We start from the raw sequence: 12,929 nt of genomic DNA, 5'->3' as shown, positions 1-12,929 counted from the left end.
GTCTGGATGACATAAGTTTTTCGGCTTTGAGCCACTCGGCCACAAAAAAGCTCTGCGCGAGGCCGGGCCTCACGTGGTGTTTCACAAAGGCGGCGTTACCGCCGACGCCAGCGCGGGAGGTTAGACTGAAGGGCCGGTATTCTACCGCCCTGTAGTGACGGGCAGAAGGACCCCACCTATCGCCCGCGAATGAGCGCGGAACTCCGCTATGATGGCATGTTCCAAAGTAACTCTGACACCGTAGAGTCCGGATCGTCCGGAACGTACGATTTCGGTCGCCGTCGCCACCAAACGGTCGCCGAGCCTGGTCGGTCGCAAAAACGAAATGCGGCAGTGTGCGGAGACGGTCCGTTCGTTGTAGGTATTCGAGGCAAGCGAAAATGTCACATCGGCCAACGTGAAAATAGCGCCTCCATGGGTGATCCCGAGGCCGTTGACCATCGCAGGCAGCACAGTCATCGCGACGGTGGCTTGCCCCGCCTCGATCGATAGCCGCTCCAGGCCAAGGCTTCGGAGCGTGGCGTCCTGTCTCCACAAGAAGTCCGCGCATGCCCGCGCCAGCTCGGATGGCGAAATGCCCGCTGCATCGTTCACTGAAATCTCCTCTTCTAATATTCCCGAATGCAATGGCAGCGCTCAGGAACCGGCGCGTGATGTCTGACAATCCGGCGCGACGGGTCATCAGAATCAACTGGCCATCCCAAACCGCAACGTACTCTTCCCGCGTCAACAGGCTGCAGCGCTGCGGTGGCTCCAAGCTGAGGCTGACGAAGAGGCTGCTGTCCACTATGCGCGCCACACGGCAGCCTCGCTCGAATGCACGAGACGCAAAAATTCGCGCTGCGATCCTGTTTCAGCTCACACTGTTTCGATTTATTGCTGCTTGCGGTCGGTGCTGCCGTTCCTGGACGACCCTGCACCCGACCCGCCCGCCGCTTTTTGTGTCTGGGTCACGGTCACGCCTCCGCCGCTGCCAGACGCCTTTCGATGATCCCGGACGGCCGGCTGTGTCCCATTGCTGGGTGGAGGGGTCGTGCTGACCGTTCCACTGGGCGCAGCGGGCGGCGGACTGCCGGGCGCAGGGGCAGCAGCCTTGCCTTGGCGATGATCGTTGACGACCGGCGCGGCGTTGCCCAATGCGTCGCGGTTGCGAGTGCCGGTCGGTTGCGGGGCTGACTGGCCCGCTGCGATCGCTCTGTCGCGGACGACCTTGTCGCGCGCCAGGGCGTACTCGTTTTTCGCGGCTGCGGGATTGGCGTATGCGGCATTGACGCCTGCGGCCTTCAGTTGCTTGGCCAATTCAGGATCCCAGACGTGATAGCTGGCCCCGTTCGGCGCCAAGATCATCTGTCCATTTTCGATCGGAACGCCTTGCTTGACCGTGTAGGTATGGGTGCCCGCCCCATCTGTAACGACGACCTTGGTGTACTGGCCGTTCCAGCCCATGTTCGGGTCGTCCGCGACAACGCCGCCCTTGCTCTTGTCTCCAGTCTTGGTACCGCGACCTGGCTTGAACGGACTATCATCACGTCCATATTTATTCCGATTCTTGAGGTTGTCTGAATATGCTTTGTCTACGCACGCCTTGAAAGTGGCCTCACATTTTGCTTCGCATATGCCGCCTTTGCATTTTGAAGAACATCGGCTAGCATCACCGGAACAGCTCTTTGTTTCAGCGAGGGCTGACGGCACATGGGTGAAGGCCCCAAGGCTCGTAAGGCCAAGGGCAATGATGAGAAACTTACGCATTCCGGTCTCCGGGTTGGTTCACAGGGTCCGCTGCCTGTGGAATGGCTGAATCGCTCATCCCCGTAAGCTGCCCGCAATCATGGTCGCCTACCGATCGCACCGCGTCGTACGATCGGAGGATAAAAGTCGTGTTTTTCAACATAGCGAGTGGCGGCGCCATAGGAAGCGGCCATGTTCGCCACAACCGTCGGCGCCGGACTCGTGATTGATGCAGTGCCTGCTCCAGTCCCGACCATCAATACAGATTCTGTATTGGCCTGATTCAGTTCCTGAACTGGTAATCGCTGCGTTCGTCAGGCAAGTCGAGGCCAGACCTTCGCGCATCCGCGGCGGCTAACATACAAACAGGATAGACATCTCATGAAGGCATTTCTGATAGCAGATATCAAAGTGACGGACGATAAATGGGTGCCGGAATACGCGACTTCAGTACACGACCTCGTGCATAAACACGGCGGCAAGTATCTGTCGCGCAGCGGCAATGTGAAGACACTTGAGGGTACGCCTCTGGAAACTTCCCTTATCGCAATTATGGCGTTTCCATCGGCAAAGCACGCGGAGGCCTTCGTTGCTGACCCCGCGTACGCCCCTTACGTCGCGGCTCGCCGAGCCGGTAGCGAAAGCCGCTTCCAACTAATCGACGATACCGATTTGGCCGGCACAATATCGTATCTGAATAAGGGCTAAATAACAGGTCTCCCGCGCTTGCTTCACGGAATCCCGCTCTCCTCTCCCCTGCGGGCACCGTGGCGCTTTTCTGAGACCGAGAAACCGCAGGAGCGGCCTTGTTGCGGACATACCAACCGGACGCCCTGCTGTTTTGCCTGAGAATTATTTCGCAAGCTGGTCTGTGCTTTTTCCAGGCCCGATTCTCCAACGGCACCCGCTTGCCACGATCTGCGAAGACGCCCAATGGCCAGCGTTGCGGACACCAAAGCTACGCGACGCCATCAAATACCAGACAATCCGACGACATCTCGAAAGGCCTTCTCGATGAAATTAAGCAAGACGACCAAGGCATCACATTGCCCAACGAGTATCGACTGCTTGACGCCTCATTTCTTGTAGGCATTTCAGGTCCTTCCTCAACGAACACCTCGAAGAGCAACACCGCGCCCTCCGATGCCATCCTCATCGAATCCATCAAACCTGGATCCCAGTGATCCTTCGGTGGGGGTGGGCCTCCGGCTTGTCCACGGCCCGGCTTGGTTGGCGCACCACAGGCTCGAGACTTGCGCATATGCAGACGGCATCGAGGCGAGCAAGACTTGACCGTGAAGGACGCGCTTTTTTCCCACCAAACGCAGCCGAGCTGGACCAGGCGCGCCGGATCTTGGCATCGCCTCTATGCTGGATAGTCGCCGAAGAAGTGGCCGAACATCGGGAGCGGTGGATCCGGCTGCTCCTAGCTATCCAGACCATCGTTCCTCGGTACATAATTGCCGTCGAACTCAACGATAGCGACTCTGCCGAAGAAGGATTGCGGAATTGGTCAGAGGAATTGCAGCAGACGCTCGAACCTAATGACTTATCGGCCGACTTCCGGAGCACACTGGAGCTGATCCGAAAGCACCCCCGGCACGGTGGCATGACCGAACTGGAGGAGGCAGAGCTGACCGACGGACAGGGCCGTGCGCTGTCGGCGCACCGGACGCGGCAGAGCTACATCGGCTACGCGAAGCGCACTGAGAAGCGCGTCCTGGCAGCAACCCGCAAGAGGCACGCGCACAGGCTGGCGAACGAAATGGCGACAGACGTTCAGAATGAGCAGCAGCCAGCCGTTCAGAATGAACCCCCAGAACAAAGTGCGATTGCTGAGCAATATCAACTGGCTGGGGCGGGAGGGATCGAACCTCCGAATGGCGGAATCAAAATCCGCTGAATTCACGAGTAAAATCAATGAGCCTTCTGAATTTTCGCCCTACGTTCACCCATTGAAGGCATTGATGAATTTCCCGCGTTCAGAATACCGCAATCCGTTACCGGATACGTGATGTGACGCGCGCTGCGTGAGCAGGCCGGGTCGCCTGCGCGAATCTGGGTCATTGCGGAGGCTCGCGATACCGATGCTTGCGAATGATTGAACGGGAAATTCCCAAGCCTGTAGCTGAACCGATTCCGATAGAGCCGCTGATTAAAAGTCACGTGCCTACCGCCTGAGCTACGCGCTCACTCGACGCGCTGTGTAGGGGCCGACCCCGGCGGGTCAATAGCGCCGTTGCGGGAAAATCACGGGATGTGCGACCAAAATTCCTGAGGTTTGGCTTGCGGTTAGTCCGGCTTCTTCAAGCGGATGGCGGTGATCGATCCGCGATCCGTCAATTGGCTTCGCGGCGGATCTCGGATGCAACCGGCTGGGAGGGGTTGCCGACGGCAGGCTGACCGGGCGCAGGCCGATCAGTTCCGCGGTCCGCACCGCGCTGTTGCGCCAGAAGGCGAACGAATTGGTGCGGGAATTTTCCAATAGGGCGATCGCGACCGCCGCGAGGAACGGCAGGCTTTGCAGCACCAGCACCCCGGCGAAGATGTAGATCTCACGCACCTGCTTGTAGCCGTTCATGACCACGAGCACGGTGGCGCCGATCAGCAGCAGGATGCCGATCACCGCTTCCCAGAACGCCTGGAATTCGATCGACATCCGCGACAGGCCGCCCTTGGAAGTGCGGGCAAAGGCGAGATGCTCGGTGATCAGGCCCTGGGCCACGGCGCGCGACACCGTCCACTGCACGCTCATCGCCGCGATCATGGCGCCCAGCATTTGTCCGGCTTTGATCTTCACCCGCAGCCGATAGGCGCGATGAAGTGCACCAGCGACACCACGAAGGAGGCGATGATCGGGTCCATGTCGAGCGCGCTGTAGATGGCGCGGCGCATGGCGACATTGGCCATCGGTCCCTTTTTGGTGTTGAAGACGATGGTCAGCGCCAGGGAGTCGTCAATCACCACCAGCTGCACCGCCGGGTTGCTCTTCAGATCGGCATAGAAGTCGAACGGCAGCGTGGTGGCGATGTCGGCTGCGCCGGTCAGCACATTGTCACGTCGCACCGACGGCTCCGCTTGGGCAGGAAGATCATGCGGTCCGCCGGCGCTTTCTTGGCGCCGGCGGATCCCGATGTCGATTCGGTGCGGGAGTGATAGCCCGGGAAGCGCACCAGCACCGCCTGCCGGTCGGCCTGGAATTCCGACACCTTGTAAGGGCCGGTGCAATCGAGCGTGTCCACTGCCTGGGTCGCGCTCTTCCCCGCCAGCGACGTCTTCGACGTGATCATTGCGGACGTCAGCGTGAGAAGACCGGGAATGATGCCGGTCGGACTGGTGAGTCTCAGCACCACCGTATCCGGACCGTCCGCGAGGATGTCCGAGGTGAGGCTCTTGAGCACCGCGCCGGTGCCGGCGCTGTCCCGATAGCGCTTCAGCGAGGCGACCACGTCGTCGGACGTCATCGCTCCGCCACAATGAAACGTAATGCCGGATCGCAGCTTGAACGCCAGCGTCAGCGTCTTCTCGTCGTAGTTCCAGCTGTCGGTCAGCATCGGCTGCACCTGCCAGCTGTCGTCGAGCCCGGTTAGTCCCTCGCAGACATTGCTGGCGACGAGCCAGTTCCTGCCGAGCGTGGTGATAGTCGGATCCAGCGCCGACGGCAATTGCGGCACCACGATGCGCAGGTCCACCGCGCCGGCCGAACCGCCATGGAGGGTGATCGCGAGCGCTGAAACCAGCAGGCCGGATGCAAGCCTCGAGATGAAAGTCATAAGCGTATCTCCCAGATCGCTTGCTGGCTTTTGAACGCCGTCATCGACAGTTCGTGCAACAACTTGAACACCGACGCCTCGCTCCTCATGAACAAGGACAACCTGCATCCTCACGATCGGATGCAGAGGATGGCCGAGCTCGGTTAGGCGGAAACCGCCATGGAGCCGGCCACCTCCCTATTGCGGCTCGATCCCGGCGCTCTTCACGATCGCGGCCCATTTGATGATTTCGGCAGCGACCTGGGCGTGAAGCTCTTCAGGGGTCGAGGGGGACGGCTCGATCCCGACCGCGTCGAATTTCTCAATGATGGCCTTGTCACGAACGGCACCGGACAACGCCTTCGCGAGCGCGTTCGCGATCGGAGCGGGCATCTTGGCGGGCGCGAACGCCGCGAAGTATGCGATAATGTTGTAGTCTGGCACCCCGGCTTCGACCATCGTGGGCAAATCCGGCGCGAGCTTGATGCGCGAGGTCCCTGATACTGCCAGACCGCGGACCTTGCCCGCCTCGATCTGCGGGACCGCCCCCAGAGGATCGGAAAAGGTGAAGGCAATCTGCCCACCCATCAAATCCGTCACGGCTTGGGGGATGCTTCGATAGGGCACGTGAGTGGCCTCGAACCCCATCCGCATCTTCAGGAGTTCGCCGCAGATCCGCGAAGAGCTCGAACCGGCGCCGAAGGTCAGCTTGCCCGGATTGGCCTTTCCGTAGGCGACGAGCTCCGCGACGGACTTAACCGGCAGCGACGGATTAACGAGCAAGATGAGCGGACTGATCCCGATCCGCGTCACAGGCGTAAAGTCGTTCAGGGCGTCGTACGGAACCTGCTTCAGCAGACTCTGGTTCGCGCCGTGCGTGGTGTTCGTCGTGATGAGGATGGTGTACCCATCTGGAGCGGATAGGGCGACGTTCTGCGCGGCCAGGATGCCGCTTGCGCCGGCTTTGTTCTCGACAACGACGGCTTGCTTCAGCTTGGACGCCACATAGTCGCCGACCAATCGCGCGACCGCGTCGGTCGCGCTACCGGCGGCGAACGGAACGAGAAACTTGATCGGTCGGCTGGGGAACGTCTCGCCCCAGCTCGCCGCAGGAGCCAACACGCTTGCAGCGACGCCCGCGCCGAAAGTCCGTCGCGTAATCATTCACACCTCCCGTTTTGTTTTTTCACCCGGCCGAGCGTGCGCCGGCTAGTGCTTGGGCTCCTCGACATCCATTTCGAGCAGCACGTATGCAGCGGCCTTCTGCCAATGCATTCCGGCGTGGAGCGATGCGTAAACTCCGCCCGGGAGTGCGTCGTCGATCACGAACTTCAGGGCTAGAAGGTCGGGTAAGGCGTAGCGCCGCACCGTGCCGGGCATCGCCCGTGAAATCTCGGCCTGCGCTCGCTCGACCGTGACCGTGGACTCCAGCAAGCGGTACGAAGCTTCGTCCTGAGCCACCAGCGTCAGATCGAGAGTGCTGGCCTTGTCGCCCGACCGTCCGCAGGCAATGTCACCAACCCGCATAGCTCACCCCCACACCACAGTGGTTTCGACCAACGAGCGATCGATCAGCCCGTCGATGACTGTGACGCGCGGGCGCCGTTCGCTGCGCATGCTGCCGCCACCCGCCGGTCCGCAGATGGAAAGCGTGTACATCTCGTCCTCGATCGACTGAGCCTCCTCCTCGTCCCGGCAGAAGGCCGAAACGTGGATGCGAACTTCGGGCGGAGAGGCATTGCTCGGGAGCGAAGCACCGCTGAGCACGGAGTCGACGCCGACGATGTCGATGCGGATTGCGTCCTCGGCGAAATATTCGAGGCGGATGCGCAGAGCTTCGGCCGCGTGCCGCGCGCGGGTCAGCGCACCGGTTCCGGCATAGGACATCTCGACATCGGCGTGCGTCCCGGGACGCTCGACGAAGCCCGACACCTTAAGCTTCTCGGGGCGCCCGACCTTGCGCGCGCCGGATACGCGCACACGGTTGTTTCCGAGCTCTTCGATCCTGACTTTCGAGAAATCGACGATCGCGTCGGGCGTGATGTAGGCTGAGGGATCGTGAATTTCATAGAGGAGCTGCAAGGTGCAAGTCAGCCGATCCACGCGGCCCGGCGCTCCGTCGAGAATATGGATCACGGCACTGCCATCCCGCTCCACGCGGGCGATGGGATAGCCGAGCCTCGCATAGCTCGCTCCATCGAGAGAGCCGCCGCCGGGCGCCTCGAAGTTTCCGCCTGTGACCTGGCCGGAGCATTCGAGAAGGTGGCCGATCATGACGGCGTTGGCGAAGGCATCGTCAGTGCCGTCCAGGAAGGGCATCAGCTCCGCCGCGAACAACGCCGAGTCGGCGACGCGGCCGGTTACGACGACATCCGCTCCTTCGGAGATGGCCGCAATCAAGCCCTCTGTCCCGAGATATGCGTGAGCGCCGAGAAGCGTCCCCTGAATCGGCTCTTCCCAGGCGATCGCATCCGCGTGTCTAACGACGTCGTCGCCGACCACCCCGGCGACGCGCATGCCGGGAGCTCCGACCTCATCGGCGAGCCGCGCGATCTGGCGGGCCGCCGCGGCGGGATTGGCGGCGCCGAGGTTCGAGATGATCCGGCACCCGGTCTTGTGGGCCGCCGGCAGCAGTGGCAACAGGCGGCGGCGCAATCGCGGATCGGAACCGGCGTCCGGATTTTGGCGCCTGGCGCGAAGCCCCGGAACCAGAGTGCGTTCGGCCAGGCATTCAAGCACCACGGCATCGATTGCGTCCGAACCGGCCAGAGCGACCGCCGGGTCAATCCGATCCCCGGCAAATCCCGCTCCACCGCCTATGCGGCGTACGGATTCCGAACTTGATGTGTCCATGCCGAGAGCTCCATCCCTTCCCGCCGCTGCACATGAGCGCTGCGGGGTCATTTTCGTATCGGTTCAGTCCGGCCCGACGACCGCCTGTCGTCACGCTCAACGCCGGCCCCCTGCCCTTCCGCTTGTAAATCCTTGCTGAAGCTCGCCTTTTCCCAGACAAATCTGCTCAACCAGCCCGTCTGAGATGGCCGGACGCGGTACTTTGCCCGACGCGTTCATTCGAGATATCGAGCATCCCGTCATCGAGCAAATCGAATAAACTGATGCAGGTGATGCCGATTCTGGATCAGGGCGGCATCGCGGTGACTAGGGTGGACAGGCATGACGCGGATAGATCTGAGCCTTCGTCAGCTCGAGGCGTTCACGTCGATCGTGGCGAATGGAGGCTTCCGTGCAGCGGCGGATATGCTGCACGTTTCCCAGCCCGCCCTGAGCCGGACAATCCAACTGGCCGAAGCGACGCTTGGGACTTCCTTGTTTGATCGCGGCAATCAGGGGGTGGAGCTCACCCCGGCCGGAAAGCAGTTGCTCCCGATCGCTCAGCGCATCCTTCGGGAGTTCGATGTATCCCGAGGGGAACTCGCAGAGTTTCTCGCGGGCCGGAGCGGGCGCATCACGCTGGCTGTTCTGCCCTCCCTTGGGATCACCATCATACCCGAGATCATCTCCAGCTTCCTGTCCGATTTTCCTGCCGTTCGCTTCTCGCTCGAAGATTACATCGCGGGGGCACTGGAAGAAGCCGTGATGGAGGGAAAGGCAGATCTCGGAATCTCGGTGCGTCCGGCAGCCGGATCACCATTAAACTTCGAGCCGCTGCTTGCCGATGATTTTGCCTTCGTATGTGCGCATGGAGACCGGATGGGAGAGAAGGAGGAGCTTCCCTGGTCGGTGTTCGTGGAGCGTCCCTTCGTCGCCACCTCTCCGAATAGCAGCATCAGGACGATCACGGATGCCGTGTTCGCGAGGTCGGAACTGGCCGTCGAACCGCTCTATGAGTGCAACCTATCGATCGCGGCGGCCTTGGTGCAGGCAGGACTGGGCGTTTCGGCCTTTCCTCGCCTTGCCATCGGACTGATCGGCCAAGGCGGGTTAGTGGCCCGCAAGCTGATCGACCCCGTGATCTCTCGCCAGCTCGGGATTATCACCCGGCCGAACAGCTCGCTTTCAAGTGCCGCTACCAATCTCAGGCTTCGGCTGATAGAGAAGTGCTGGCAGCAGTCGGCCGAGTAATCCGCCCACCTGCTTCGACGCACGCAGGCAGATCCTACTTGACTGGAACGACACCGCTCGTCCCGTCGCAGACGCCACGCTCTCCGAGCGGCAGGTGGGCAGGAGTCCCGATGCAACCCGGTAGCCGAAGCCAGGCGCAATCAATGCTATCGGCAAGATGGCGGTCGAGGGGATCGGCCGGATCAGCGCGCGCAAAATCGTAGTTTGGCGTAGGAAATCGTGGGCAATAGTAGCGGGGGAGCGCTACCAACCTCTGCAGAAAGCGCTTCCACTCTACCACGTGAGGTTCACTGCAAGCTCAAACCGTAGATACGACAACAACTCTCTGCGACCACCGAACGCCCCTAGAAGCCGAAACTCTGTCCGCTAAGGAGAACGCGTCAGTCGGACGGTACAGCATTTGGCACAGTATCGCGCCGGGCGGCGACGCTTAAGTGGTGATAATGCTTTGCTTTTCGAGATGTCCCGGTCCAATCCATCCTTCGTCGGATGGCGCCGAAAATCACGCTGGCGAGATCGGCACCAAACTTGCCGCCTGATCTTGCCAAGAGCGTTACCAGAAGCCGTCGCGATGATGCGGCGGCTTTTCACGGGAGAGGTCCAAGGTTCGATCCCTTGTGCGTCCACCTAGATCTTTCTTTTCAATCGCTTGCTGGATTAGTTCCCTTACTGTGTGCCCAAAAAAACTTGGGGCACAACAGGGCACTTCAGTTTCGGCGAGGAGCGATCAATAGGCCAGCCAATCGAAGTTTTCGGCCAAAGTCTCTACACCCGTTACTCCGTGGGTTACTGCGGGGCGTGCGATAGCATGATGGCGTCACGTTCGGCCTCTACCGATCCATGTCCTCACGTCAGAAACAAAACATTCGCTCCGTCGATCGAGCACCTTTGCTTCGAGACCATATCCTAGAGGACTCGTGAAGTGAGACGACGTCGCATCTGCTCGGGAGGCCGCGACAGACCCTCGCGGGCGTCAGATGACCTTCAGCTGCGTGAGGCGTTCGATCTCGTGGTCTGAAAGCCCGAGCCAGCGCTGGTAGATCTCGTGATTGTCCTCGCCTACGTCGCCGGCTGATCCGCTCAACTGCGTGCGGTCAACCGAGAAACGAGGCACGATATTAGCCATGGCGACCGAGCCGAAATCCCGATCGGGAACACGGGTAATCATCTCGCGCGCTTTGGCTTGCGGATCGGCGGCGATCTGATCGATCGCGTAGATGGGCGCCAATGTGCCCTCCTCGGCCGTAAAGGCGGCGAGCACTTCGTCGAGCGTATGGCAGGCGCACCATTGCGAGAAGATCGCGTTCAACGCTGCTGAATGGCCGACGCGCCTCGCGTTGTTGGAGAAGCGCGGGTCCTCGACCAGATCCGGCCTGCCGATCGCCCGGCAATTCGCCGCAAACAGTGCGTTGGTCGAGCCCGCCAGGGTGACCCAGCGATCATCCTTGGTTCGATACACGGCCGCCGGTGCGGAATAGGCGTTGCCGTTTCCAATGCGGCCGCGCACGTCCCCCAACTGGTCGAACTCGATGGGCAGGACGTCGAGCAGCCGGAAGACCGCCTCGGTCAGCGCCAGATCGATCTCCTCGCCGGGAGCGTTCGGATCTCTTGCCCGCTTCCACAGCGCCGTGAGCACGCCGACCGCGCCGAACAATCCGCCGATCGCGTCTCCGATCGGATAGCCGGGATGCATGGGCTGACCGTCGGCTTCGCCGGTGATGTAGGTGAGCCCACCCATCGCCTCGAAGATGCGCGCGAAACCCGGCCTGTCGCGATACGGTCCATCCTGGCCGAAGGCGGTCGCGCGTAGGATGACGAGGCGCGGCTGGATCTGCCACAGCACCTCCTTCGAAAGTCCCCAGCGGTCGAGCGTTCCGGGGCGGAAATTCTCGATCAGCACGTCGAAATGCGGCAACATTCGCTTGAACAAGTCGACGCCTTCCGGCTTGCGGAGGTCGAGGGTGGCTAACTTCTTGTTACGGTTCACGCTCTTCCACCACAACGGCTTGCCGTCCTTGAAGGGCGGAAAGGCTCTCACCCCGTCGCCCTGCCCCGGCATCTCGATCTTGAGCACGTCTGCGCCGTAGTCCGCCAGCAGCGTTGCCGCAAAGGGCGCAGCAACGATCGTGGCGATGTCCAGGACCTTCAATCCTTCAAGCGGCCCACTCATTTCATTTCCTCGAGCAGATTGAACTTTGTCGACGGCTCACGCCACGTCTCGCAGCAGCAGACGCGCGATGTTGAGCTGGTGAATCTGGCTGGTGCCCTCATAGAGACGGAAGAGGCGGACGTCCCTGTACCAGCGCTCGATCGACGAGAGGTCGGCGATGTAGCCGGCGCCGCCGAACATCTGAACGCAGCGATCGGCCACGCGACCGCACATCTCCGTCGCGAAATACTTGCACATCGACGCTTCCAGGGCGATGTCTTCGCCGCGGTCGCGCTTGCGCGCGGTCTCAAGGATCATCGATTGCGCCGCAAAGATTTCCGTGCGGCAATCGGCGATCATCGCCTGGACGAGCTGGTAGTTCGCAACCGGCTCACCGAACTGGACGCGGCTGCTGGTGTGACGGATGGCCATGTCGAGCATCCGGATCGCCGGCCCCGTCGACAGGGCGGCCAGATGAATGCGCTGCTTGTTCAGCACCTTCATGATGGTCTTGAAGCCCGCGCCTTCCCGGCCGCCGATCAGATTGGCCGCGGGCACCCGGCACTGGTTGAAGCAGACCGCGCTGACGGGCGAACCTGCCTGCCCCATCTTGCGATACGGCGCGCCGGTCGCAAGGCCGGCGCTGCCGCGCTCGACGATGAAGGCGGAGACGCCCGAAACGCCCTTCGACTGCGGATCGGTGCGCGCCGTGACAGTGAAGACATCAGCCAAGGGCGCATTGGTAATGAAGCACTTCTCGCCGTCGAGAACGTAATGATCGCCGTCGCGAAGCGCGGCAGTCCGCACGTTCGAGGCTTCCGAGCCGGCGTCAGGCTCGGTCACGGCGAGGCAGCCGGTCCATTCGCCGCTGGCAAGGCGCGGCAGGTAGGTCTGCTTCTGCTGCTCGGTGCCGTCGGCGACGATGCCCTCCGAGCCGATGCCGGTATTGGTGCCGACGCGGGCGCGAAAGGCGACCGAACATTGCGACAACTCGAACGCCGCCAGAACCAGTTCCTCCGTGGTCAGCCCGGCCCCGCCATACGCCTCCGGGATACTCCAGCCGAAGAAGCCTTCGGCGCGCATGGCAGCGACGATGTCCGCTGGGACCTCGTCGCAGCTTTCGACGCGCGCCTCGGCGGGAATGGCGACGTCGCGGACAAACCGGCGGACACGGTCGAGCAGCGCTTCGAAGGCGGCAGGTTCACGGATCATGGCAA

The 12,929-nt window shown here is 61.7% G+C and carries 12 protein-coding genes and 2 pseudogenes; 4 read left to right on the top strand and 10 right to left on the bottom strand.

Features of this window, described 5'->3' with window-relative positions:
* Window positions 1–141: 141 nt before the first annotated feature.
* A complete protein-coding gene (gene paaI, locus V1286_RS06575) occupies window positions 142–594 on the bottom strand; it encodes a hydroxyphenylacetyl-CoA thioesterase PaaI (RefSeq protein ID WP_334478377.1) in 453 nt (150 codons plus the stop codon).
* A 279-nt stretch (window positions 595–873) separates the two neighbouring features.
* Window positions 874–1,749 (bottom strand): hypothetical protein, encoded by an 876-nt coding sequence (locus V1286_RS06570; RefSeq protein WP_334478375.1) that lies wholly within the window; start codon window positions 1,747–1,749, stop codon window positions 874–876.
* A 360-nt stretch (window positions 1,750–2,109) separates the two neighbouring features.
* Between V1286_RS06570 and V1286_RS06565 the strand changes: the two genes are divergently transcribed.
* The 3 genes from V1286_RS06565 to V1286_RS06555 all read left to right on the top strand — a co-directional run bounded on the left by V1286_RS06565 (window position 2,110) and on the right by V1286_RS06555 (window position 3,631).
* Window positions 2,110–2,436 carry a DUF1330 domain-containing protein gene (locus V1286_RS06565; protein WP_334478374.1) on the top strand — a complete coding sequence of 109 codons (327 nt, stop codon included), beginning with the start codon at window positions 2,110–2,112 and terminating at the stop codon, window positions 2,434–2,436.
* 98 nt (window positions 2,437–2,534) lie between these two features.
* Window positions 2,535–2,912: a hypothetical protein gene (locus tag V1286_RS06560; RefSeq protein WP_334478372.1), complete on the top strand. Its 378-nt coding sequence runs from the start codon at window positions 2,535–2,537 to the stop codon at window positions 2,910–2,912.
* 77 nt (window positions 2,913–2,989) lie between these two features.
* Window positions 2,990–3,631 carry a hypothetical protein gene (locus tag V1286_RS06555; RefSeq protein WP_334478371.1) on the top strand — a complete coding sequence of 214 codons (642 nt, stop codon included), beginning with the start codon at window positions 2,990–2,992 and terminating at the stop codon, window positions 3,629–3,631.
* 436 nt (window positions 3,632–4,067) lie between these two features.
* Here the strand turns inward: V1286_RS06555 and V1286_RS06550 are convergent.
* From V1286_RS06550 to V1286_RS06525, 6 genes and pseudogenes are all read right to left on the bottom strand, one after another.
* Window positions 4,068–4,587 (bottom strand): annotated as a pseudogene (locus V1286_RS06550) (glycosyl transferase family 2); the annotation flags it as partial.
* 42 nt (window positions 4,588–4,629) lie between these two features.
* A pseudogene (locus tag V1286_RS06545) lies at window positions 4,630–4,779 on the bottom strand (hypothetical protein); the annotation flags it as partial.
* A complete protein-coding gene (locus tag V1286_RS06540) occupies window positions 4,773–5,501 on the bottom strand; it encodes an ABC transporter substrate-binding protein (protein WP_334478370.1) in 729 nt (242 codons plus the stop codon). The pseudogene V1286_RS06545 and the gene V1286_RS06540, both read right to left, overlap by 7 nt.
* 177 nt (window positions 5,502–5,678) lie before the next feature.
* Window positions 5,679–6,602 (bottom strand): Bug family tripartite tricarboxylate transporter substrate binding protein, encoded by a 924-nt coding sequence (locus V1286_RS06535; protein WP_334478369.1) that lies wholly within the window; start codon window positions 6,600–6,602, stop codon window positions 5,679–5,681.
* Window positions 6,603–6,689: 87 nt separating this feature from the next.
* Entirely contained in the window at window positions 6,690–7,007 is a 318-nt protein-coding gene (locus tag V1286_RS06530) for an AtuA-related protein (protein ID WP_334478366.1), read from the bottom strand.
* 3 nt (window positions 7,008–7,010) lie between these two features.
* Window positions 7,011–8,333 (bottom strand): acyclic terpene utilization AtuA family protein, encoded by a 1,323-nt coding sequence (locus tag V1286_RS06525; protein WP_334478365.1) that lies wholly within the window; start codon window positions 8,331–8,333, stop codon window positions 7,011–7,013.
* Window positions 8,334–8,654: 321 nt separating this feature from the next.
* Between V1286_RS06525 and V1286_RS06520 the strand changes: the two genes are divergently transcribed.
* Window positions 8,655–9,563 carry a LysR family transcriptional regulator gene (locus V1286_RS06520; RefSeq protein WP_334478364.1) on the top strand — a complete coding sequence of 303 codons (909 nt, stop codon included), beginning with the start codon at window positions 8,655–8,657 and terminating at the stop codon, window positions 9,561–9,563.
* 973 nt (window positions 9,564–10,536) lie between these two features.
* On the opposite strand, the gene V1286_RS06515 is transcribed toward V1286_RS06520, so the two are convergent.
* Window positions 10,537–11,733 carry a CaiB/BaiF CoA transferase family protein gene (locus tag V1286_RS06515; RefSeq protein WP_334478363.1) on the bottom strand — a complete coding sequence of 399 codons (1,197 nt, stop codon included), beginning with the start codon at window positions 11,731–11,733 and terminating at the stop codon, window positions 10,537–10,539.
* Between the two features lie 36 nt (window positions 11,734–11,769).
* Window positions 11,770–12,924, bottom strand: coding sequence for an acyl-CoA dehydrogenase family protein (locus V1286_RS06510; protein ID WP_334478362.1), 1,155 nt, complete (start codon window positions 12,922–12,924; stop codon window positions 11,770–11,772).
* Window positions 12,925–12,929 lie beyond the last annotated feature (5 nt).

The sequence above is a fragment of the Bradyrhizobium algeriense genome (genome assembly GCF_036924595.1).
GTDB classification, from domain to species: Bacteria; Pseudomonadota; Alphaproteobacteria; order Rhizobiales; family Xanthobacteraceae; genus Bradyrhizobium; species Bradyrhizobium algeriense.
The sequence above is the reverse complement of the archived record's forward strand: the minus strand, read 5'-3'. Positions and strand labels throughout refer to the sequence as shown.

What these genes read in the sequence shown, in the direction of transcription:
- V1286_RS06565 (WP_334478374.1), top strand. Translation starts at nt 2,110, where the DNA reads ATGAAGGCATTTCTGATAGCAGATATCAAAGTGACGGACGATAAATGG.
- V1286_RS06515 (WP_334478363.1), bottom strand. Translation starts at nt 11,733, where the DNA reads ATGAGTGGGCCGCTTGAAGGATTGAAGGTCCTGGACATCGCCACGATC.
- V1286_RS06525 (WP_334478365.1), bottom strand. Translation starts at nt 8,333, where the DNA reads ATGGACACATCAAGTTCGGAATCCGTACGCCGCATAGGCGGTGGAGCG.
- V1286_RS06555 (WP_334478371.1), top strand. Translation starts at nt 2,990, where the DNA reads ATGCAGACGGCATCGAGGCGAGCAAGACTTGACCGTGAAGGACGCGCT.
- V1286_RS06520 (WP_334478364.1), top strand. Translation starts at nt 8,655, where the DNA reads ATGACGCGGATAGATCTGAGCCTTCGTCAGCTCGAGGCGTTCACGTCG.
- V1286_RS06530 (WP_334478366.1), bottom strand. Translation starts at nt 7,007, where the DNA reads ATGCGGGTTGGTGACATTGCCTGCGGACGGTCGGGCGACAAGGCCAGC.
- V1286_RS06570 (WP_334478375.1), bottom strand. Translation starts at nt 1,749, where the DNA reads ATGCGTAAGTTTCTCATCATTGCCCTTGGCCTTACGAGCCTTGGGGCC.
- V1286_RS06510 (WP_334478362.1), bottom strand. Translation starts at nt 12,924, where the DNA reads ATGATCCGTGAACCTGCCGCCTTCGAAGCGCTGCTCGACCGTGTCCGC.
- V1286_RS06540 (WP_334478370.1), bottom strand. Translation starts at nt 5,501, where the DNA reads ATGACTTTCATCTCGAGGCTTGCATCCGGCCTGCTGGTTTCAGCGCTC.